The sequence below is a fragment of the Achromobacter sp. 10T422 genome (assembly GCF_056394065.1).
Map to the genome: position 1 here is coordinate 634,106 of NZ_JBFTHD010000002.1, position 21,340 is coordinate 655,445.

At 63.5% G+C, this 21,340-nt stretch carries 21 protein-coding genes and 1 tRNA gene; 13 read left to right on the top strand and 9 right to left on the bottom strand.

All coding sequences use genetic code 11. The features are described from left to right. Positions 1-95 precede the first annotated feature (95 nt). Both purB and AC1DB0_RS07045 read left to right on the top strand, forming a co-directional pair. Complete coding sequence (gene purB / locus AC1DB0_RS07040; RefSeq protein ID WP_054423428.1) at positions 96-1,472, top strand: adenylosuccinate lyase; 1,377 nt, start codon at positions 96-98, stop codon at positions 1,470-1,472. 58 nt (positions 1,473-1,530) lie between these two features. Beyond that, on the top strand, positions 1,531-1,989 hold the full coding sequence (locus AC1DB0_RS07045; RefSeq protein ID WP_175169740.1) for a c-type cytochrome: 459 nt from the start codon (positions 1,531-1,533) through the stop codon (positions 1,987-1,989). A gap of 93 nt (positions 1,990-2,082) precedes the next feature. Here the strand turns inward: AC1DB0_RS07045 and AC1DB0_RS07050 are convergent, their stop codons facing one another. The 3 genes from AC1DB0_RS07050 to AC1DB0_RS07060 all read right to left on the bottom strand — a co-directional run bounded on the left by AC1DB0_RS07050 (position 2,083) and on the right by AC1DB0_RS07060 (position 4,267). Beyond that, positions 2,083-2,775, bottom strand: coding sequence for a cytochrome b/b6 domain-containing protein (locus AC1DB0_RS07050; RefSeq protein WP_054423426.1), 693 nt, complete (start codon positions 2,773-2,775; stop codon positions 2,083-2,085). 110 nt (positions 2,776-2,885) lie between these two features. After that, complete coding sequence (locus AC1DB0_RS07055) at positions 2,886-3,170, bottom strand: hypothetical protein (protein ID WP_054423425.1); 285 nt, start codon at positions 3,168-3,170, stop codon at positions 2,886-2,888. Positions 3,171-3,907: 737 nt separating this feature from the next. Then, complete coding sequence (locus tag AC1DB0_RS07060; protein ID WP_054423423.1) at positions 3,908-4,267, bottom strand: hypothetical protein; 360 nt, start codon at positions 4,265-4,267, stop codon at positions 3,908-3,910. Between the two features lie 145 nt (positions 4,268-4,412). Here AC1DB0_RS07060 and AC1DB0_RS07065 point away from each other — a divergent pair, with 145 nt between their 5' ends. From AC1DB0_RS07065 to AC1DB0_RS07080, 4 genes are all read left to right on the top strand, one after another. Then, positions 4,413-4,919 (top strand): GNAT family N-acetyltransferase, encoded by a 507-nt coding sequence (locus AC1DB0_RS07065; protein WP_476757617.1) that lies wholly within the window; start codon positions 4,413-4,415, stop codon positions 4,917-4,919. A 122-nt stretch (positions 4,920-5,041) separates the two neighbouring features. Then, positions 5,042-5,746 (top strand): DUF3053 family protein, encoded by a 705-nt coding sequence (locus AC1DB0_RS07070; protein ID WP_175169744.1) that lies wholly within the window; start codon positions 5,042-5,044, stop codon positions 5,744-5,746. A 67-nt stretch (positions 5,747-5,813) separates the two neighbouring features. Further along, positions 5,814-6,905 carry an AI-2E family transporter gene (locus AC1DB0_RS07075; protein WP_175169745.1) on the top strand — a complete coding sequence of 364 codons (1,092 nt, stop codon included), beginning with the start codon at positions 5,814-5,816 and terminating at the stop codon, positions 6,903-6,905. A gap of 117 nt (positions 6,906-7,022) precedes the next feature. Next, positions 7,023-7,244: a hypothetical protein gene (locus AC1DB0_RS07080; protein ID WP_054423419.1), complete on the top strand. Its 222-nt coding sequence runs from the start codon at positions 7,023-7,025 to the stop codon at positions 7,242-7,244. Between the two features lie 31 nt (positions 7,245-7,275). Here the strand turns inward: AC1DB0_RS07080 and AC1DB0_RS07085 are convergent, their stop codons facing one another. Further along, positions 7,276-9,138 carry a DUF4153 domain-containing protein gene (locus AC1DB0_RS07085; RefSeq protein ID WP_476757616.1) on the bottom strand — a complete coding sequence of 621 codons (1,863 nt, stop codon included), beginning with the start codon at positions 9,136-9,138 and terminating at the stop codon, positions 7,276-7,278. 271 nt (positions 9,139-9,409) lie between these two features. Between AC1DB0_RS07085 and AC1DB0_RS07090 the strand changes: the two genes are divergently transcribed. Together AC1DB0_RS07090 and yddG are read left to right on the top strand one after the other, a co-directional pair. Beyond that, a complete protein-coding gene (locus AC1DB0_RS07090) occupies positions 9,410-10,984 on the top strand; it encodes a sensor domain-containing diguanylate cyclase (protein ID WP_175169747.1) in 1,575 nt (524 codons plus the stop codon). A 521-nt stretch (positions 10,985-11,505) separates the two neighbouring features. Further along, complete coding sequence (gene yddG, locus AC1DB0_RS07095; RefSeq protein WP_054423415.1) at positions 11,506-12,414, top strand: aromatic amino acid DMT transporter YddG; 909 nt, start codon at positions 11,506-11,508, stop codon at positions 12,412-12,414. Between the two features lie 32 nt (positions 12,415-12,446). On the opposite strand, the gene AC1DB0_RS07100 is transcribed toward yddG, so the two are convergent. Continuing rightward, a complete protein-coding gene (locus AC1DB0_RS07100; protein WP_054423414.1) occupies positions 12,447-12,638 on the bottom strand; it encodes a hypothetical protein in 192 nt (63 codons plus the stop codon). A 262-nt stretch (positions 12,639-12,900) separates the two neighbouring features. Here AC1DB0_RS07100 and AC1DB0_RS07105 point away from each other — a divergent pair, with 262 nt between their 5' ends. The 3 genes from AC1DB0_RS07105 to AC1DB0_RS07115 all read left to right on the top strand — a co-directional run bounded on the left by AC1DB0_RS07105 (position 12,901) and on the right by AC1DB0_RS07115 (position 14,607). After that, a complete protein-coding gene (locus AC1DB0_RS07105) occupies positions 12,901-13,152 on the top strand; it encodes a hypothetical protein (RefSeq protein ID WP_476757614.1) in 252 nt (83 codons plus the stop codon). Positions 13,153-13,285: 133 nt separating this feature from the next. Then, the gene (locus AC1DB0_RS07110) at positions 13,286-13,477 is read left to right on the top strand and encodes a hypothetical protein (RefSeq protein WP_054423412.1); all 192 of its coding nucleotides are present in this window, start codon (positions 13,286-13,288) and stop codon (positions 13,475-13,477) included. Positions 13,478-13,686: 209 nt separating this feature from the next. Then, positions 13,687-14,607, top strand: coding sequence for a hypothetical protein (locus tag AC1DB0_RS07115; RefSeq protein ID WP_054423411.1), 921 nt, complete (start codon positions 13,687-13,689; stop codon positions 14,605-14,607). A gap of 211 nt (positions 14,608-14,818) precedes the next feature. Here AC1DB0_RS07115 and AC1DB0_RS07120 read toward each other — a convergent pair. The 3 genes from AC1DB0_RS07120 to egtD form a co-directional block, all read right to left on the bottom strand. Then, a tRNA-Met gene (locus tag AC1DB0_RS07120) sits at positions 14,819-14,895 on the bottom strand. 120 nt (positions 14,896-15,015) lie between these two features. After that, entirely contained in the window at positions 15,016-16,332 is a 1,317-nt protein-coding gene (gene egtB / locus AC1DB0_RS07125; RefSeq protein ID WP_476757612.1) for an ergothioneine biosynthesis protein EgtB, read from the bottom strand. 35 nt (positions 16,333-16,367) lie between these two features. Then, a complete protein-coding gene (egtD, locus tag AC1DB0_RS07130) occupies positions 16,368-17,345 on the bottom strand; it encodes an L-histidine N(alpha)-methyltransferase (protein ID WP_054423409.1) in 978 nt (325 codons plus the stop codon). A gap of 330 nt (positions 17,346-17,675) precedes the next feature. Here egtD and AC1DB0_RS07135 point away from each other — a divergent pair, with 330 nt between their 5' ends. Beyond that, the gene (locus AC1DB0_RS07135) at positions 17,676-18,008 is read left to right on the top strand and encodes an ElaB/YgaM/YqjD family protein (RefSeq protein WP_054423408.1); all 333 of its coding nucleotides are present in this window, start codon (positions 17,676-17,678) and stop codon (positions 18,006-18,008) included. Positions 18,009-18,143: 135 nt separating this feature from the next. Next, positions 18,144-19,508, top strand: a complete 1,365-nt coding sequence (locus AC1DB0_RS07140) for a phospholipase D-like domain-containing protein (RefSeq protein WP_175169769.1) — start codon at positions 18,144-18,146, stop codon at positions 19,506-19,508. 99 nt (positions 19,509-19,607) lie between these two features. Here the strand turns inward: AC1DB0_RS07140 and AC1DB0_RS07145 are convergent, their stop codons facing one another. Beyond that, the gene (locus AC1DB0_RS07145) at positions 19,608-21,248 is read right to left on the bottom strand and encodes an FMN-binding glutamate synthase family protein (RefSeq protein WP_054423407.1); all 1,641 of its coding nucleotides are present in this window, start codon (positions 21,246-21,248) and stop codon (positions 19,608-19,610) included. Positions 21,249-21,340 lie beyond the last annotated feature (92 nt).

Consider the following 21,340-nt stretch of genomic DNA (forward strand, 5'->3'; position numbering starts at 1 on the left):
CGGCCGGAATCTTCGCCAGTTTGCCACAATGTTGCATGCCCTCGGATGATAAAATCGTCGGGTTTTCCCATCCGTAGCCATTTCTTCTCCAGACCATGCAAATCGCCGATCAATTGAGCCAACTGAATGCCCTTTCGCCATTGGATGGCCGTTACGCTTCCCGGAGCGACGCGCTGCGCGGTCTGCTGTCCGAAGCTGGCTTCATGGCGCACCGTGTCGAAGTCGAGGTGGCTTGGCTCGTCGCCCTGTCCGACGCCGGCCTGCCCGAACTGCCCTCGTTCTCTGAAGCCGCACGCCAGCGCCTGCAACAGCTGGTGCAGGATTTTTCGGAATCCGACGCTGGCCGCATCAAGGACATCGAACGCGTCACGAACCATGACGTAAAGGCCGTTGAGTACTGGCTGAAGGAAAAAGTCGCTGATGACGCCGAGCTGGCCCGCGCCGCCGAGTTCATCCACTTTGCCTGCACCTCCGAAGACATCAACAACACCTCGCACGCGCTGATGCTGTCGCGCGCCCGCGACCAGGTCGTGGTGCCGCGCCTGCGTGAACTGGCCGCCAAGCTGAACGACATGGCTGTGGCCCAAGCTGACCAGCCGATGCTGTCGCGCACGCACGGCCAGCCGGCCAGCCCGACCACGCTGGGCAAGGAATTCGCCAACGTGGCCGCGCGCCTGAACCGCGCTATCGCCGCCGTCGAAGCCGTGGAACCGCTGGCCAAGCTGAACGGCGCCACCGGCAACTACAACGCCCACCTGTCCGCCTATCCGGAAATCGACTGGCCCGCCTTCAGCCAGCGCGTGCTGGCCGGCCTGGGCCTGACCCAGAACCGTCACACCATCCAGATCGAACCGCATGACTGGATGTCGGCGTTGTTTGACGCCATCACGCGCGCCAACATCATCGTCCTGGATCTGGACCGTGACGTCTGGGGCTACGTGGCCCTGGGCTACTTCAAGCAGCGCCTGAAAGAAGGCGAGGTTGGCTCGTCGACCATGCCGCACAAAGTCAACCCGATCGACTTCGAAAACTCCGAAGGCAATCTGGGCCTGGCCAACGCCGTGTTGCGCCACCTTGCCGACAAGCTGCCGATCTCCCGTTGGCAGCGCGACCTGACCGACTCCACCGTGCTGCGCAACCTGGGCGTGGGCCTGGGCTATTGCCTGGTGGCATGGGACGCGTGCATGCGCGGCCTGGGCAAGCTGGAAGTCAACACGGCCGCCATCGACGCCGACATCGACGCGTGCTGGGAAGTGCTGGCCGAGCCGGTTCAAACCGTGATGCGCCGCTATGGCCTGCCGCAACCGTACGAACAGCTCAAGGCTTTGACGCGCGGCAAGGGCATCACCGAAGAAGCCCTGCGAGAATTCATCCAGGGCCTGGCCTTGCCTGAAGAACCCAAGGCCCGTCTGCTGGCGATGACGCCGCGCTCGTACATCGGGCTGGCCGCCGAGCTGGCTCGGGCGGTATAGTCGCCATGCCGCGCGCGTCATGCGCGCGGCATCCTTGTTGTTCTTACGGGAGATTGCAATGAAGAAGTTGTCCACGCTTGCCGCGTTGGCCTGTATGACCGTTGGGCCGCTGTTGGCGACGACTGCGTCGGCGCAGTTCGCCAAGCCCGAAGATGCGGTCAAGTACCGCCAATCGGCGCTGACGCTGATGGCCTCGCATTTCGGGCGCATGACGCCGGTGGTCAAGGGCCAGGCGCCCTACGATGCCGCGCAGATCAAGGCCAACGTTGAAGTGTTGAAGACGTTGTCGGCGCTGCCGTGGACGGCTTTCGGTCCGGGTACGGAAGGCGGCGATGCCCGCCCCGAAATCTGGAGCGACGCCGCAGGTTTCAAGCAAAAGCAGCAAGCGTTCCAGGACAACATCGTGAAGCTGTCGGCAGCTGCTGACGCCGGCGATCTGGACAAGCTGCGCGCTGCCTTCGGTGATGTTGGCGCCAGCTGCAAGGCCTGCCACGATTCCTACCGCAAGAAGAAGTAAGGCGCGAGCCGTTCGCGGACGGCCTCGATCGCTGCAAACAAAAAGCCCTTCGAAAATTCGAAGGGCTTTTTGTTTTGTCCTGCGCGAGCGTGTTCAGGAAAAGGACATGTCGGCCACCACTTCCAGCGACCGTATCCACAACACCAATCCCGTCACGCAAGCGCCCAGCAACAGTGCGCGCAGCCAAACGGCAATGCCGTCTTGTGCGGGCGGCGTGCCGGCGGGCAGGTCCTTGGCGTCGACATCGCCGGTGATGATGGCGCGCACCAGGCGCTTGCGGCGAACCACCGCGTACCAGGCGACGGCGGCCAGGTGCAGCGCGATCAGCGCAATGATCACCCACTCGTTCAGCTTGTGCCACGAGGTCAACGCGCCGGCGGTGGCTTCGCTGACATAGCCGAACAAGGGGCCTTGCGTCATGATGTCGTCGGTGGTGAACAGCCCGCTGACGGCTTGAAAGCCGACGACAAGCAGCAGCGCCAGAACCGACAGCGCACCCAGCGGGTTGTGGCCGGCGGGGGCGGCCGCGCCTTTCAGGTAGCGGGCAATGGAACCGGGGCCGCGCACGAACTGGGTGAAGCGGACGTAGCGCGGGCCGACGATGCCCCACAGGATGCGGAAGATGATCAGGCCCAGCGCCGTACAGCCGAAGCGCACATGCCAATCCATATACAGGCCGCCCAGCTTTACGCTGACGAACGCGCCGACGATACAGACGACGAGCGCCCAGTGAAAGAGGCGGGTGGGAAGATCCCAGATGCGGATCGCGAGACGGTTGTTCTGCATGGTGAGCGTGCCCGGACTAAGGTGCTTGCGACTTTATCACGCGTAAAAAGCACTCGCCGCGCATGATGCGCGGCGAGATTGAACTGGCTCAAAGAGCCAGGGTATTGCGTTTAGTGCGTGGTATTGCTGCGCACGGACTCGATGCGATGCACGTGTTCGTGACGGAAGCGGATACGCTGGCCGGGCGCTTTTTGCGACGTTACGCCGCAAGGCACGACTTCCGTCGTGTAGGTCGTCGTGCCGTTGATCGGCGCGTTGAAGATGACCGTTGCGCGGATGGCCGGGCCGTTGGCCGGTTGCAGATAAACGATGTCGCCAATGTGGATCGGCGTGTTGTCCAGCGTCGTATGAGCCGGGCGTCGGATCAGGTCCGAGGTAGTGAAACGAGTATTCATGGTGTGTGTTCTCTTAAGTTCTAGTTATTAGAAAGCTGCGTTTTGTTCATGCCACGAAGGGGCGGACGTACCAAAAGCGCCTCGCGACTTCGCGTTTGCCATGTCCGGCCGGGTAACGTCTTTCAGACATATCGGACAGGCATGCATGACAGTAACGCACAAGTGTTGCCGTCAGTTTGCGCATTCTCATGTTTTTGCTTGCGCGCGTAACGGGGTGATGCGGCCGATGTCGTCAGTCAGTCCAGGACGGTATCGGTTCAGGCCAAGTGGCGTGCATGTTGGGGCATGCGCTCTTCAGGCCTGGGGTCCACGCAGAGCGGGTTGACTCTGGCGGTTGCTGTGCAGCTTTGTCGTGGGTACGACTCGGGCTGCAACGTGTCTTGTTGCTTCTTTCCAAACCGGACTGGCGGCATGGTGAAGATGTGTTTGGCTAATGCCGTGTGTTCCAGATGGAAGTCGGCGGCTTGCGTTTTCGCGTTATGGGTTTTCGCAAACCGGATCGAATTTCCGGGTGGCTGGCGGCTCGCGGTTTTCGCGGGTGGGGCCGGCCAAGCTCTGGAGGGGTACTTCCAGGGTGCTTTCCGTGCTTTCAGCCTATTTATTTTCGGAAATATGGCGGCGTGAAGGCACATCAACTAACGATGATATCGCTGGTTGGCAGGTTTTGCAAGTCTTTTTTGGGCCTGGGGCCTGGGCGCCGGATTTGCGCCCGGGGCCACGCACCCCCACGTTTGCGCTTAATGCTCCGCGCCGCGGGCTTGGCGTTGGGCTTCGATGATCAGCCCTTCCAGACGCGGGGACATCCGCAGCGCCACTTGCGCACCCATCGAGCCGTCCGGCTGGCGCTCGGTTTCCAGCGCCAGGCCGATATGCTCGTCCGTGAATGCCTCGGGGGCGGCGTCAAGGTCGGCATAGCGCGCCACCAAGGCGTCCACGGCCTTCTGTGCGCCGGCCAAGGCGTCGTCCGACAATTGGCCCTGCCCCAGATACTGGTTCACGACACGCGCCAGATCATTCATGAAATACAGCAGGGCGGCCGCGCCGCGGCAATCGGGCAGGGTGAAGCCCCAAGGGGCCGGGGAAGCGTGTTGAGTCATGGGTGAAGCCAGGCCAGGGTGACTAGCGGCCGTTGCGGCCGACATTGACATTGAATATAAGCCGGCATTTTACGGGAAGGCGCGGCAGCGGTTTGGCCGGCCCTGCGCATCGTGCATACTTCCTTGCCCCTGACCGTCTTGCCTCATGATCCGACCTGCCCAAGTAAGCGACCTGGCCCGCCTGGCCGATATCGAACGCTCCGCCGCGCAGCGCTTTCGCGGCACGCCCATGGCCTGGGCCGCCGACGGGGAACCGCTGCCGCTTGATGCACTGGTCGCGGCCCAGGCGGCCGGCCTGTTGTGGGTGGCGTTGCGTGACGGGCAGGTATGCGGTTTTGCTCTGGCCAGACCGATGGATGGCGACCTGTTCCTGGTGGAAATGTCAGTGGCCTTGCCCGCGCAAGGCCAAGGCCTGGGCCGAGGGTTGATGCAGGCCGTACTGGCGCACGCGCACGCGGCAGGCCGGTACGGGGCCGTGGTGCTGACCACCGATCGCGAGCTGCCATGGAATGCGCCGTTTTATCAACGGCTGGGCTTTGTGGAATTGGCGCTGCCGTATTCGGCGGCCGTGCACGCCCGTCTGCAATCAGAAGCGGATGCGGGTTTCGATGCCGCTCGGCGTTGCGCCCTGGCCTATCCGCTGCGGGCTTAGTCCCTGTGTCAACTCGCTTCGATCGCAACAAAATCCGCCCGCAAGCGGCCGTGGGCCAGCGCTTCGGGATAATCTGCCCCCATGCGCCCGCCATCCACGCAGCGGGCAAGGAGAGGATACGGATGTCACTGTGGCGAGCCTGCCTGGCAGGCCTGGCAATGGCCTCAATGCTGTTCATGACGGCCTGCGTCAATAAAGAACCCCAGGAACGCGTGGCGTTCATCCAGTTGCTGCAATCTCGCGTGACCAGCGACGCGCTGCTGCCGCTTGCCGCCTTGACCAAGGCCGAGAAGGAAGCGGTGGGTGACTACGACGACGCGTACGGCGTCATGACCGATTTCCAACAAGAAATGGCCAAGGCGGCCGGCTCGTTGCGCGACGTGCTGGCGGTGGAGACCCTGCGGTCGGTTGGCGAAATCGTGGAACGCAAAGCGGCGTTCGAGGCGGCTCGCAAAACCCTGGCCGACAGCGCGGGCAAGCTTCAGGACGCGCGCGCCAAAGCCGACAAGGCGCGAGCCGGCCTGACGCTGCCGGCCGACTTGGCGCCTGTCTACGACGGCGTTTATGACGATGCGGTGACCGCGCCCGCCGCCGAGCTGATGCAGGCCGCTACGCGCATGGATTCCGTGGCGCACGACGCAATAGGTATCGCGGATTTCGTCGCCGCCAACTCCGCCGAAATTCAGCTTGTGGATGGCCAGGCGCGTGTGGCCACGCCCACGCTCCAACAGGAACTGAACTTGCGATTGCAGGGCCTGAATGCGCAGTCGGCGGGCCTTGCCGAAGCGCGCGAAACCATCCTGCTTGCGGCTGGCCGGGGGTCTTGAAAGCGTCCGGTAGCAGGCGCTTTGTACAATGCGGGTCTCGCGGCGTTCGCCGTGCCTGGAACGGAATATGAGTCAATCATCCAGCTTGCACTTCAGGACCTTTCTGCTCCTGCTTGTCGTCGTCACCATCGCATTCGGCTGGTTATTGTGGCCGTTCTATGGCGCCGTGTTTTGGGGCGCCATTCTTGCCATTATCTTTGGGCCCTTGCAGCGCCGGCTGGTCAAGCGGTGGGGGGGCAGGCGCAATCTTGCCGCGCTGATCACCCTGTTGGGGGTCTTGCTGCTGGTCATCCTGCCGTTGGTCGCCATCAGCGGGTCGTTGGTGCGTGAAGGCGCGAACCTGTATCAGAGCATCAAGTCGGGCGAGCTGAATTTCGGCGCCTACTTTCAGCAGGCGATGGCGGCATTGCCTCCGTCGGTGCACGACCTGCTGGCGCGCTTTGATCTGGCCGACATCCCGAGCCTGCAAGAAAAGCTCAGCGCGGGCGCCATGCAGGCCAGCCAGTTCCTGGCGACCCAGGCCTTGAGCATCGGGCAGGACACGTTCCAGTTCGTGATCAGCTTCGGCATCATGCTGTACCTGCTGTTCTTCCTGTTGCGTGACGGGCCGCAGTTGTCGGCACGCATCAAGCGCGCCATGCCGCTGAGCGACGCGCACAAGCAGCATCTGTTTCGCAAGTTCACGACCGTGATCCGCGCCACCGTCAAGGGCAACATCGCGGTTGCGGCGGCGCAGGGCGCGTTGGGCGGCATCATCTTTTCGATTCTGTCGATTCAGGGCGCGCTGCTGTGGGGCGTGATCATGGGCTTCCTGTCGCTGCTGCCCGCCGTGGGCGCAGGCCTGATCTGGGCGCCCGTGGCCATCTACTTCCTGCTGACGGGCGCCGTCGTCAAAGGCGCGGTGCTGATCGCGTTTGGCGTGCTGGTCATCGGTATGGTCGACAACGTGCTGCGCCCGATTCTGGTGGGCAAGGACACGAAGATGCCCGACTACGTCGTGCTGATTTCCACACTGGGCGGCATGGCGCTGTTTGGTCTGAACGGTTTTGTGATCGGCCCGCTGATCGCCGCGCTGTTCATGGCCTGCTGGGACCTGTTCTCGCCGTCGTCGGATGAGCTGCTCGGCAACACGGAAGACGCGCCGCCGTCCGCCAAGTAAGGCCCGTGCGGGTGTATCGTGTAGCAGGGCCGGTCTTCACAGGCCGGCCCTTTTGCATTGCCGATTTTCTCTGCCGGCAATTTCTTTGCTGGCTTGCCCACACAGGAGCGCGTTGCAATGGAATGGAAACTGCATCGATCAGGCTGGATCGAAGAACGCAATTTCGATATTGAGTTCGCCGAGGTGCCCGAAGGGTTTCATGCGCGGGTACGCATCATCGGATTCCCCCCTCTTGAAGACACCAAGAACGTCTTTCCCACCGAGGCCTTGGCGGAGAAGGGCGCGCTGACCTTGCTCAAGAGTCAGTTTGCGGGCACGCCCGACCTGGAAGAAAAATAGCGCGGCGTCTGCCGCGCTTGGCCGTTKACGCCTAACGCAGCCTGAACAGGTTGTCGCCGATGCGCAGGTCTCGGTCGGTGCGGGGCTGCGTGCGCACCAATCCTTGCTTGAGCGCCTGCTGGATATTCGTGACGCCCGTCTCGTCCGCGGTGTCCATCGAAAAGCTGATGGCGGTCAGGTGGCCGCGCAGGCTCCATTCGCCCGCTGCGTCCGGCGTATAGATGGGCAGGCGCTCAACGGTGCTGGTCTGCACATCGCTGGGCGGGGTGACGTACAGCACGATGTCATCACGGCCGTCGCCCGTCAGATCGGCAAAGACCAGTTGGCAGCGGGGTTCCGCGGTTTGGCTGGACAGCCCCGTGGATGCGCCGGGCTTGGCTGGCGCGGCGCACGTTTTGGCTTGCGAGGGATAAGTCTGTATCAAGTACGCCCACCATGACGCCGGCACCTTGGTGTTCGCGGGGATCGTGGTGAAGGCGGGCACGTTCGCCATGTCCTGAGCTAGCTGCTGTGCATTGTCCGCCCAGCGGAAGTAGCCACTTTTCAACGCTTCTTTGGCAACGGCCGCAATGCGGGGGTCTCGTGCGTTGGCCGCCCCATCGGCCAGTTGCTGTACGGCTTCCACACCCCACTTTCCAAAGTCTTCACCGACACGGTAATACGTGAACTCGTGGGGATCGAGGCGTCCGTCGATCATGCGCTGCAACTGGCTTTCGGCCGCCAGGCGCAAGGGGTTGGCGACGGGCGTAATGAACGCCGCCAGCACCGCCAGCGTGGCGGCGGCGGTGATCAGGTTGGTAGCGGCCAACATCGGGTAGTAATGCTTGGGGCGCAAGGCCGCCCAGCTGTAACCCGCCCCATACAGCACCAGAATGCCGCTTGCGGCCACGCCCCAGGCGCGCAGCACGGTCCAGCCGTACTGGTCGACTCGGACGATGGCGCCGTACAGGGCCACGGCCGCCAGCGGCAGCAGGCACACCATGGCCGCACGCAGCAGCGCGCCCAGGCGCGGGCCGAATGGCGCGGCGTCCGCATGGTCTTGCCAGGCGGCGTTGATCAGCTTGATCCACACGAGCGAGAACGCAATCAGTGCGCCCGCCGACAATTGCACGGCCTGCAAGCCCAGCGCCATGCGGGCGGCGAGCGCCAGCGTGAAGGCAACGCCCACCAGCGTGACCAGCGGCAGCAACCACGCATTGAGCGTCAGCCACGAACGTTGCAGGGTGTCCGTCAGTGCGGGGCGGCGGCGTACGCCGACCAGGCATGCCGCCAGAATCATCGGCCATGCCGCGTAGCGGAACGTTGAGTTTTCGACAATCCGCTGCACGATGCCGATGCCGATCATCTTGAACATGGCGCCCGCCGCCGTCAGTAGCAGGCACACAGCCCCCGCCAGGAAAAGGCTCAGGGCCAGGTGGACGGCATTGCGCCACGCGGCGCGAAATACTGCCGGGTAATTCCATTGCGCGCGCGTGGCGTCCAGCGCCTGAATCACCGGCAGCAGGATGAAACCCGCCGTGCCGGTCAGCAGCATGGCAACGCCCATCTCGCTGTCCCGAAGCCAGCCGCCGCGCTCATTCGGCAACGCGCCAAACGCGGCCGTCAGCCCATAGGCGGTGAGGGCGGGCAGGATCAGTCCATAGACGGCCAGCGCAATCAGCCAGCGCCTGGGGCTGGCCATCCCCGCCAGCAGGGCGCCGGCCAGCGGCGCCAGCGCCAGCCATTGCAGCAGAAAGTACAGGCCGAAGGGATGGCCCCATGGCCACGCCTGGCGCGCCATGAGTTCATGCAGGGCCACCCCAAGCAGGGCCGCGATGACGCCATAGACCAGCACGGTTTTGTCGGGCGCGCTTAGAGCGCTGCCGGGGGGTACTTTAAGGGACGGATTATTCATGGCGGCGATAGTAACAACGCGCTCATTGGCCGGTATATGCAACGGGTTGCCATCCGTATCTGTCTGTCAGGAAGTCATCGCGCAGCGCAATATTTCGGAGTAAATTGGGGACGCGATGATGGGGGTTAATCAGGGCTTAAGCCCGTAATCCGGCCGTTGTGCGCGGATTGTGCGGTTGCGGGCTTCTGCAATAATTTCTGAATTTGATCCACCCGGCGCAATGATCGGGACGGACGTATCGGGAGGCGCATGGGTCCAAAAGAGGTAATCAATGGCTGACGGCGAAAGCCTGGCAGGCGTGAGAACGCGCCCGCAGCACCGGTATTCCATGCGGACCGGTTTGCTGGCCCTGGTCGTCACCTGTATTGCGCCGGCGCTGGTCGTGGCGTCGGTGGCGGTGTACGAAAGCTACGTTGTCCAAAAGGAACGCATCTTTCGCGACACCATTTTCCTTGCCCGCAATCTGGCGTCCATCCTCGACCGCGAACTGACTGGCGTGGAAGCGGGCGTGCAGATGCTGGCGTCATCCCCGGATCTTCTTAACGGTGATTTCGCGGGCTTTCATCAGCGTGCGCGGGAGTCAGTGCGTTTCCAGATCGTTGACAGCTATGTGCTGACCGACAAAGACGGCCGCCAGGTCCTCAACACGCTGGTGCCTTACGGCACGCCCCTGCCGCTTTCCGGCGCGCCCGAAGATTTAAGGCAGGTGTTTCGCGCGCGCTCTCCTGTGCTGACCCGCTTGTTCACGGGCGGCGTCAGCGGCAGGCCGACCATTGCGCTCGGCGTGCCCGTTCTGCGTGCGGGGGAGGTCGCCTATAGCCTGAACGTGGGCATTTCGCCCGACCGAATCGGGGCGGCGCTGGGCCGGCGCGCCTTGCCGGATGGCTGGGTGGCCGCCGTGCTGGACAGTTCCGGCACCATCGTGGCCCGCACTCGCGACGCGTCCAAGTTCGTGGGCGAGAAGGCCGTCCCTTCGCTGGCGCGCGCCGTCATGCAGGACGGCGAAGGCGCATTGGAATCCACCACGAAGGAAGGCACGCCCGTCTACACCGCGTTCAGCCGGTCTGCCGTGTCTGGGTGGACCGTCGCGGCCGGTGCGCCGATGACCTTATTGACTACCGACTTGTACCGTTCCATCGCCTGGCTAGCGTTGGGCACCTTGTTCGCGTTTGGCCTGGGGCTGTGGCTGGCGTTGCGATTGGCCAGCAGCCTGACGTCTGCGGTGCAAGGTCTGGTCGGCCCGGCATTGGCGCTGGGCGAAGGCCGTACCGTCGAACTGGCCGGCACCCGCGTCAAAGAGGCCGAGGAAGTCGGTACGGCGTTGTTGCAGGCCTCGCGCATGCTGGCGCACGCACAGCATCTGGCGCACTACGACCCGCTTACTGGCTTGTGCAACCGGGTGTTGTTCGGCGAGCTGATCTTGCGTGAATTGGCCGTGGCGCAGCGCAGTGGCGAACCCTTCGCCATTCTGGCGATCGACCTGGACGGGTTCAAGGCGGTCAACGACATGCACGGCCACGCCGCGGGCGACACCGTGCTGAAAGAGGCCGCCGACCGCATGGGCCGCGCCATCCGCGTGTCCGATGTGGCGGCCCGGCTAGGTGGTGATGAGTTCGCCGTCTTGCTGATGGGAGTCGGCAAGGAGCAAGCGCAACCCGTGGCCGAGGCCTTGGTCGACAGCCTGTCCTTGCCTTATCCGGGCATCCGCGTATCGGTGTCTGCCAGCGTCGGCATCGCGGTGTATCCGGAGTCCGGCATCACGATGCTGCAATTGCTGGAGCGGGCCGATGTGGCGCTGTACCAGGCCAAGGGGCAGGGCAAGCGGCGCGTGGCGTCCGACCTATAACGGTGATGTGGGTGGCCACGCCGCCCCGCCTCGTGGCGGGGGCGATTCAGACACCAGGACGCGGTGGCTGTTGGGGGGCGAGGGCCGTCAGGACTTCGCCTGATTTCAGCCGATACTGCTTGTCGCCCAGCGCGTCCACCTGTTCCCCTTCGGAGGTCCGAAGGATATAGCGCGTGGCGGGCGGGGGCGGCGAGTCCGGCGTGGGCGGACCGTCCGCTTGCAGGAAGACTTCTATCCGATAAAGCCGGCCAGACTCCGTGCTGGCAAGAACATCACTCAGTCTGCGTATTGAAATGGCCATGCGCCTGCTACTCCCTCTTCTTCACGGTTTCGGTGGGTATGTCGCGGTTGCGGGCACGGATTTTCCTCCGTGCGGGCTGGTCACTACGATAACGTTTGGTTTTCGCTACACTGCCCGGCTGCACGGCGCCCGTTCGCACGGCGCCCGCTTGCACGGCGCCCGCTTACACGGCGCCTGATTCAAGTGCAGGCAGCAGGACAACAGAAAAGCAGACACAGTAATGCAGATTTCTCCCGGCCGGAACACGGCCACCATCCTTGGGTTGCTGGCGATCGTGCTGTGGGGCACGGTCGTGGGTTTGATTCGTGGAGTCAGTGAGAATTTCGGCGCCATTGGAGGCGCCGCGCTTATCTATACGGTGGGTTCGATCTTCCTGGTTGGCTTGCTGGGGTTTCCGAAATTACGGCAATTTCCTCGGCAGTATCTTGTCGTCGGCAGCCTGTTGTTCGTCGCCTACGAGATCTGTTTGTCGCTCTCGCTGGGCTTTGCCAATGATCGCGCGCAGGCCATTGAGCTGGGCATCGTCAATTACCTGTGGCCTTGCCTGACGGTGGTGCTGGCGATCTTCATCAACGGGCAGCGGGCCAGCGCCTGGGTCGTTCCTGGGATATTGCTTTCCATCTGCGGCATCGTCTGGGTCGTGGGCGGATCAGGCGGATTATCGTGGGCGCGCACCGTCACGAATGTGTCGAGCAACCCCCTCAGTTATGGATTGGCGTTCAGTGGCGCCATTATCTGGGCGCTTTATTGCAACGTGACCAAGCGCTTCGCTGACGGCAAAAATGGCGTTGCGCTGTTCTTCATGCTGACTGCGGCGGTCTTGTGGATCAAATACTTCCTGAGCCCCGAGCCGCCCCTGGCATTTTCCGCGTCCGCCACGCTGGAACTCTGCGTGACCGGCGGCGCGATGGCGGCCGGCTATGCGTTGTGGAATGTGGGAATACTCAAAGGCAATCTGACCTTGCTGGCCACGGCGTCGTACTTCACCCCGGTGCTGTCGACCTTTTTCGCAGCCGTGTGGCTGTCCACCCACCTGACCGTGTCGTTCTGGCAAGGCGTGGCGATGGTCACCGCCGGTTCGTTGTTGTGCTGGGCGGCAACGCGAGGCAAATCCGCCCGGGGCGGGTAGCCCAGGGCGGATGGCTTGGGGGAAAAACGCGCCTAGTCGATCAACATGCTTTGGGCCACGGCGTAGCCCAGCGGGATCAACAGCAGCGAAGCAAAGGTGGAACTGACAATCGCCGCCGATATCTTCAGCCAGGGCTCGGGCCCCGCACTTTGAATCGTTTGAATCACCAACGCGACGATACCCATAACCATCAAACAGCTGATTACCACTGCTACGTAAGTCATGTTGTCTCCGTCCTCGCCTGATTAAAGGGGTGCGGCTGCCGCTGCTGCGGTCTAGATGTTTGATCTGATTGTGCGCCTGTATTGGCAGACTGCACCCTAGGGTTTTCCAGGCGCAACGCTTGCGATGTGGCGGTTTTGCCGCAGGGGATGCAGCATGAATTTCATGTGCGCGCGCAGCATTTCAATCGGCGTTCGATAAGGCCGTTTCAGCGTAGGGATTGCGCTACGATGGCGGCATCCCATCACAGAAAAAGGCGGTCCCATGCCGCAGAAATTACGCCCTGGCACGCGTGCCACGCTTCAGGTCAGGCAGCTCATGCCGGGCGAATTCGCATGGATCATCACATTGCTCGACCCTGAGAGCGGCAATGTGCATAGCACCAATTATTCGGAAAGACGCTATGGCAGCCAGGACGAGGCCTCTGCGGCGGGCAAGGCCGCCGTTGTGAAATTTCTGGGCAGCGATGGCAAAAATGTCACGAGCGTCCCCAAGGAAGCGAAGCCCAAGCCCTGATTCCGCCCTTGATGTTGCGCAAGATGAAGCCCTCGCCAGAGGGCTTTTTTGCGCCGGTGCGATATCGAAGCGGGGCCGGGAACGCGAATTGCTGTGCACCTTAGCGGCGCAATACGCGCCGGAGGAGCAGAACATGACCCCAATCCCGCATCGAGAGCCTGGCTTGCCCGACGACCTGTCGCCGGACGACCCTTCGCTACCCGGCAACTTGCCGCCCGACGATCCCTTGCCGGACCCGAATCAGCCGCCCGACGATCCGCCGTCGCACGATCCCACGCCGCCTGCGCCCGATCCGCGTATGCCTGGCGCCATTGATCTGGCTTGAGCGGCGGTTGCCTGCTCGCGCGCAATTCATCAAATCATGAGGAGTCCGATATGCGTTCCATCTTGCTGTGGCTGCTTGGCGTGCCCATTCCCATCATCATTTTGCTGGCGCTTTTCTGGCATTGACGTGTCTGCCGTTTCCCGCATCGGCGTTTGGGCTTGAAGCTGGCCTGAAGGCCGGCGCGATAAAACAATGAATAAGGAATCACCATGGAAAACGCATCATCAGTAGGCCAGCCATACGTCGCTGGCGTACCTACGCAAGAATCAGCGGTGTCGGCGGTGTCCTGGGCGGCCGTTTTCGCGGGCGCGGTGATTGCCGCCGCGCTGTCACTTGCGTTATTCGCCGGCGGCACGGGCCTGGGTTTTCTGTCGGTCTCGCCGTGGAGCGACGAGGGCATGTCGGCCCCCGCCGTTGGCATCAGCATCATCGTGTGGATGCTGTTCACGCAGATCATTTCTTACGGCATCGGCGGCTATGTGGCTGGCCGCTTGCGTACGAAATGGGTCGACGTGCATTCGGATGAAGTCTATTTCCGCGACACTGCCCATGGCTTTCTGGTGTGGGCGCTGAGCGCGGTGGTCAGCGCCGCGCTGTTGGGGTCCGCGATTGCGACGGTGGCTTCCGGCGCCGCGAAAACGGGCGCGACAGTTGCAGCCGGTGCGGGCGCGGCGGTTACCGCCACGGCAGCGGCTGGCGCTGCGGGTGCAGGGGGCGGCGGCATGGATCGGGCAACCGAATACCTGACCGACACGCTGCTGCGTTCGGACCGGCCCGATGCTGGCGGCGACCGCAATGCGGCCAAGACTGAAGTGGGCCGCATCGTGGCGATGAGCCTGGCGCGCGGCGACATCACGCCCGAAGACCGCGACTACGTCGTGAAGGTGGTGGCTGCACAAACCGGCCTGGACCCCGCCGTGGCGCAACGCCGAGTCGAGCAGACCATCGCCAACGCCAAGAAGGCGGCGGCGGACGCCAAGCAAAAGGCCAAGGAAGCGGCCGATGCCGCGCGCAAGGCAGCCGCTGCATTCGCGCTGTGGGGCTTCGCCTCGATGCTGATCGGCGCCTTCGTGGCAAGCTTGTCGGCTACGTGGGGCGGCAAGCGCCGGGATATGCTGCGCCGTCTGTAATTGTGGATGTGTAGTGAAGGGCGTCCCACGATGGGGAGTCCCGTGATGGGGCGTTCCGTGATGGGGCGCCACGATCCTTGTGGCGTCGTTGCCCGCGCCGCAATGTTGCCCACACCGCAATGTTGCCCACACCGCAATGTTGCCCACACCGCAATGTTGCCCACACCGCAATGCAAAAGGCCCTCACCGAAGTGAGGGCCTTTTTAATTCTTGGTGGCGCATCCCTGATTCGAACAGGGGACCTGCGGATTATGATTCCGTCGCTCTAACCGGCTGAGCTAATGCGCCAATCCTTGTTCGCTGTTTAGTAGCTACTTGTTAGTAGTGCTGAGCAACGAAGAACGAAATTCTAGCATGAAACTTTTTTCGTTTGCAAGCGGGTGCGGCGCAAAAAATTTAAGAAGCGTTTTATGCGTCTCGCGCCAGCCGGATGCCCGAGAATTGCCAGCGCGCATCCGGCGGGAAAAAGTTGCGGTAGCTGGCGCGCACATGGTCGCGCGGTGTGGCGCAGGAGCCGCCGCGCAACACGTACTGATTGCACATGAACTTGCCGTTGTATTCGCCGACCGCGCCGGCGTCTGGCTGGTAGCCGGGATAGGCGTCGTAGGCGCTGGACGTCCATTCCCACGTGTCGCCGAATAGCTGCACGGGGCCGCCCGAGCCGTTGCGGGCCGGGGCGGGGCGCGGGTCCAGATGGCCGTTTTCCAGCATGTTGGCGCGGCCGGGAAATGCGGGGTCGGCCAGTTGGCGGGCGGCGTATTCCCATTCGGCTTCACGCGGCAGCCGCACGCGAGCCCAGCGCGCGTAGGCGTCGGCCTCGAAATAGCTGACGTGAGTGACGGGCGCCTGGAGCTCAAGCTCTTGCATGCCGCGCAACGTGAAGATGCGCCAATCGTCGCGCTGTCCTTCCCAGTAAAGCGGTGCGCGCCAGCCTTCGGCGCACACGCGGTCCCAGCCTGCGGACAGCCAGAGTTCGGGCCGCTTGTAGCCGCCGTCGCGAATGAAGGCCTGGAACTCATGCTGCGTGACCAGCCGGTCCGCCAGATGGAACGGGGCGACCAGCACTTCATGCGCGGGGCCTTCGTTGTCGAACCCAAAGCCGCGGCCATCGTGACCGATGCGGGTGATGCCGCCTGCGTAGCGGGTCCAGCCGGCGGGCGTGCCAGGGGGAAGGGCGGCTGAGCCCGGCGCGATGTAGGCGGGCTTGAGCGGGTTGCAGGACAGCATGTGCTTCACGTCGGTCAGGATCAATTCCTGATGTTGCTGTTCATGGTTCAAGCCCAGTTCCAGCAACGCGTCAAAGGCCGGTTCATTGCCGCCCAGCCGGGAAATCAGGTCGTGCATGGCGCCATCGACATGCTGGCGGTATTGCAGCACATCAGACAGCGCGGGCCGCGACAGCAGGCCGCGTTGCGGACGCGGATGCTTGGCGCCGATGGCGTTGTAGTAGGAGTTGAACAGCATGCGGTACTGCGGGTGGAACATCGTGTACGGCGGGTGGAAATGCGTCAGCAGAAATGTCTCGAAGAACCACGTCGTGTGCGCCAGATGCCATTTGACCGGGCTGCAATCCGGCATGGATTGCACCTGGCAGTCTTCGGGGCTGAGCGGCGCGGCAAGCGCCGTGCTGGTGGAGCGCACGGCATCGTAGCGATCGTGCTGGCCGGCCTGCCCGCTGGCATAGGGTCCGGTGGCGGGGTGTGTCAGCAGGCAGGCAGGTTCCATGGCGATCCTCCAGTGGCGTTGAGGGCAGGTCCGCGTCAGGCGCGGGCGCTGAAAACGGAGAACCAGCCGCGGGCATCCGACCAGTGCACCACGTCGCGAAAGCCCGCGCGTTGCAGCAGATCGGTAAACGCGTCTGGCGTGAATTTGTAGGAATTTTCGGTGTGGATGCGTTCGCCAGCGGTGAATTCGCGTGCGCCGCCGGGCCATGTCACGCGGACGGCGCGTTGGGCTTCCAGGTGCATTTCAATGCGCGAGCGCTGGCTGTTGAACAGCGCCACGTGACGCCAGTCGGCCACGTCGAAGTCGGTGTCCAGCACGGTGTTCACGTGGCGAAGCAGGTTCAGGTTGAAGGCGGCGGTCAGATGCAGGGCATCGTCGTACGCGGGTTCCAGCACCTGCTTGGATTTGACGCGGTCCACGCCCACCAGCAAGCCGCCGCCGTCGCATTGCGCGCGGATGCGTTGCAGCATGGCTAGCGCGTCGTCGGGGCTCAGGTTGCCGATGCTGGAGCCGGGGTAAAAGAACAGGCGGTGGTCGGCCGGCACATTGGAAGGCAGCGCCAGCGTCTGGGAAAAATCCTGGCCGATCGCGGTCACGCTCAGGTCGGGATACGCCAGGCGCAGCCGCCGCACGGCGGCTTGCAGGTAGTCGGCCGAGATGTCGATGGGAATGTAATGCCGCGGACGCAGACGAGCGAACAGGTTTTCAGCTTTGACGCAGTCGCCCGCACCCAGGTCGATCATGGACGTGATCTCGCCCACATGCCGGGCGATGTCTGCGCCGTGTCGCTGGAAAATCTCGGCTTCGCAGCGAGTCGGGTAGTACTCAGGCAACTGCGTAATGGCGGTGAACAGCGACGAACCGAGCGCGTCGTACAAGAACTTGGGATCGATATGGGCGGGATCGTCCAGCAGACCGTCCCGCAGTTCAGCTTGTTCGGGACTCGGGGCCTGCGAACCACGCGCCAGGAAAGCCGGCGCGGCATGGGCAAGCACTGCAGAAGGGGAAACCATGCGTTCATTTCCTTTTTTTAGGCGGTTGAAGCGCATTGCAAGGGGCTATTGTGGCGGCCAGGGGGGTTGCGGTGTCAAGCGCTAAGCCAATGAATGCAATGGACTTTTACGAAATTGAGGCGGTCGTCACGCTTGTTGCGGCGGCACGTCTTGCCTTGCCCTTAGCAAGTTTCGCTCCGCTGAAATATCGAATTACGGCTGGTTGCCAAAGCTCGGGCGAAAGCGCCGAATGATCGGCACAATGGGGACATGGTCAAACGAGCATCTGGCCGGACACAGCGATGTGTCCGGCCAGGCACTTGAGAAGGCCCAACTTCATAAGGAGCGACTATGAATCGAAAGCACCAACGCGCCGAGATGGCTCTGCATCGCGACCGGGTCAACGACAGCTTTCACGAGCTGCTTGCGGGCACGGAAGACCTTTTGCGTTCGACGGCTTCTTATACCGGCTCCGAAATCGAATCGGCCCGTGCGCGTTTGAAGCAGCAGTTGGCCGAAGCGCGGGACCACTCGCGCGACTGGGAAGGCGCCGCGCGGGAACGCGCGTATCGCGCCAAGGCCTATGCCGATGAGTATGTGCACGAGCACGCCTGGAAGTCGGTTGGCGTGGCGGCACTGGTTGGCGCCCTGCTGGGGTGCCTGGTGGCAAGCGGCCGGCGCTAAGCCGCCGTTTCCATGAGGCCGTCTCCGGCCGCGGGCCGGATAGTAACGGGGCCGGGCACGCTCAGCGGGTTGCCCGGCACGCTGCCCGGCGTACGCCGTTGGGCGCAGGCGCTGATGCTGGCCTGCGCCACCCTCATGCTGGCCGCCTGCGCCAGCGTGCCTGATGCGCAGGAGCGTCAGGCGCGCAAGGCGCAAGCCGGCTTGTCCGCCGATGCGGCCCGCGACAGTTACCGCCAAGGGCAGGGCATTGCGGCGGATGCGAAGACGCCCAAAGATGATTTCCTGGCGCGCCATTTGGCCGTTGAACAAGCCGTCAGCGGCACACCTCTCATGGCAGGCAACCGCGTGCGGCTGCTGGCCGACGGCCCGAGCACCTATCAAGCCATGCTGCAATCCATCCGGCAGGCGCGCCGGTATGTGCACATGGAAACCTATATTTTCGATGACGACGCGGAAGGCGCACGCTTTGCCGACGCGCTGATTGGCGCGCGCAACCGGGGCGCCGAAGTGTCGCTGATGGTGGACGCCGTGGGCACCATCAAAACGCCTGATGCGCTGTTCCAGCGGTTGCGCGATGCTGGCGTGCAGGTCGCCGTGTTCAACCCCGTGAATCCGGCAAGCGCCCGTGCGGGCTGGTCGCCGAATCAGCGCAACCACCGCAAGGTGCTGGTGGTGGACGGCAAGGTCGGCTACGTGGGCGGTATCAACGTCAGCAGCGTGTATGAATCATCGCCAGGCTCGGGATCGAGCTCAGTGGTCGGGGCAAGCGGCGGCGGCGCGGATACCAAGGCAAAGGGTGACGCCAAGGCTGCGCCCTGGCGCGACACGCATCTGCGCATTGAAGGCCCGGCGGTGGCGCAGGTGGAACAGGTGATTCAGGCGGGTTGGGCGTCGCAATCCGACGAACCGATCAAGGGCGGCGGCACCAACATTGCGCCGGCGGTGGGCGCCACCAGCGTGCGCATCCTGGCCAACCAGCCTGATCGCAGCGACGGCTACACGGTCTACCTGACGCTGATGTCCGCGTTCGAAAGCGCGCAAAAATCCATCCACATCACGATGGCGTACTTCGTGCCGGACCCGGCTTTCATCGATGCTTTGTCCAGCGCCGCGCAGCGTGGCGTGGACGTGGTGCTGGTGCTGCCCGGGTTCAGCGATTCGTCGCTGGTGTTCAACGCGGGGCGCTCGCATTACACCGACTTGCTGCGCGCCGGCGTGAAGCTCTACGAACGGCGCGACGCCCTGCTGCACGCAAAGACGGCTGTAGTTGACGGCGTGTGGTCGACGGTCGGGTCCAGCAACATGGATTGGCGCAGCTTTGCGTTGAACTATGAGATCAACGCAGTGGTGCTGGGGCCGGAATTCGCGGGCGAAATGGAAGCGTTGTTCCAGCGCGATGTGGCGGACTCGGTGCAGATCACGCCAGAAGCCTGGCGCAACCGAGGCGCCGACGACCGCTTCATGGAGTTCTTCTCGCGGATGTTCGAGCGCTGGCTGTAGTGGGCTGTAGTGGGCCGTCGTTGGCCGCAGTTGGCCGTCGTACGCTTAGCCGTTGCTGAACATCCGCTGCTGAACATCCGCTGTCTGTTGCCTTGAAACTTAAGCGCGATGCTCCGCCAGCGCCGTCGTGATGTCTTGCGTCGGCTGGAACGAGCTTGCCTGCGCCATCGCCCAACCCACCCTGAAGACTTGATGGCGGAATTCGCCGCGCAGCAATTCGCCCGGCGCCAGTTCGGGGAACAGCGCGGACAGCAGGCGGATTTCGCTGGACGAAATGCGGCGCGCGATATGGTGCGGACGCAATTGGCCAGGGTGAGTCAAACCGGCTGCCGCTAGCAGTTCGGCCAGCGCATGCAGCGTGTTGCGATGGAAGAACGTCACGCGCTGCGCCTTGTCTGGCACGACCAGCGCGCGTTGGCGCAGCGGGTCTTGCGTGGTGACGCCAGTGGGGCATTTGCCGGTGTGGCAGGCCTGCGCCTGAATACAGCCAATGGCGAACATGAAGCCGCGCGCGGCGTTGCACCAGTCGGCGCCCATCGCCATGACGCGCGCCATGTCGAAAGCGGTGATGATCTTGCCGGACGCGCCCAGCTTGATGCGGTCGCGCAGGTTCACGCCGATCAGCGTGTTGTGCACCAGGCGCAGCGCCTCGCGCAGCGGCGTGCCGACGTGGTCGACAAATTCGACGGGCGCCGCGCCCGTGCCGCCTTCCGCGCCATCCACCACGATGAAGTCCGGCGTGATGCCGGTTTCCAGCATGGCCTTCACGATGGCGAACCATTCCCATGGGTGGCCCACGCAGAACTTGAAGCCCACGGGTTTGCCGCCTGAAAGTTCGCGCAGGCGCGCCACGAATTTCATCAGGCCGATGGGGGAGTCAAACGCCGAATGGCTGGCCGGCGAATTGCAGTCTTGCCAGGCCGCCACACCGCGCGCTTCGGCGATCTCGGGCGTGACCTTGCCTGCAGGCAGGATGCCGCCATGTCCGGGCTTGGCGCCCTGCGACAGCTTGATTTCGATCATCTTCACCTGCGGCGTACAGGCGTTCTTTACAAAGGCTTCTTCCGAGAAGGCGCCGTGCTCGTCGCGGCAGCCGAAGTAGCCCGAGCCAATGTTCCACACCAGGCTGCCGCCGGGTTGGCGGTGGTAGCGGCTGATGCCGCCTTCGCCCGTGTCATGCGCAAAGTCGCCTTGGCGTGCGCCTTCATTCAGCGCCAGAATCGCGTTGGCGGACAGGGCGCCAAAGCTCATCGCCGACACGTTGAACGCCGACATTGAATAGGGCTGCTTGCAGTCAGGCCCGCCCACCGTGACGCGGAAATCCGTGTCGTTGATGTGCGACGGCGACATGGAATGGTTGATCCATTCGTAGCGGTCGCCGTAGACGTCTTCCTGCGTGCCGAAGGGGCGCTTGTCGATCTCGCGCTTGGCGCGCTGATACACGATGGAGCGTTGCGCGCGCGAGAACGGCGCGGCTTGCGTGTCGTCTTCCAGGAAGTACTGGCGGATCTCGGGGCGGATGAATTCGAACAGGAAGCGCAGGTTGCCCAGCACGGGGTAATTGCGCCGGATGGCGTGGCGGGTCTGGATCAGGTCATAGACACCCAGCACGCCCAGCGCCGCCAGCGGCACGGCCGCCCATAGCCACCAGAGTGAACTGGTGATGGCCAGGAAGGCGGTGATGGCCGCGCCTGCCAGGGTCAATATAAAGGCCGTGTAGCGGCCGACAAACCAGCTCATAGTCCTCTCCGTATTGCGGAATGGAGCAACCATACACCAGCTCACCCCCCAGAAAAAAAAGACCCCCTTAATTAAGGGGGCCGATTCTGGAA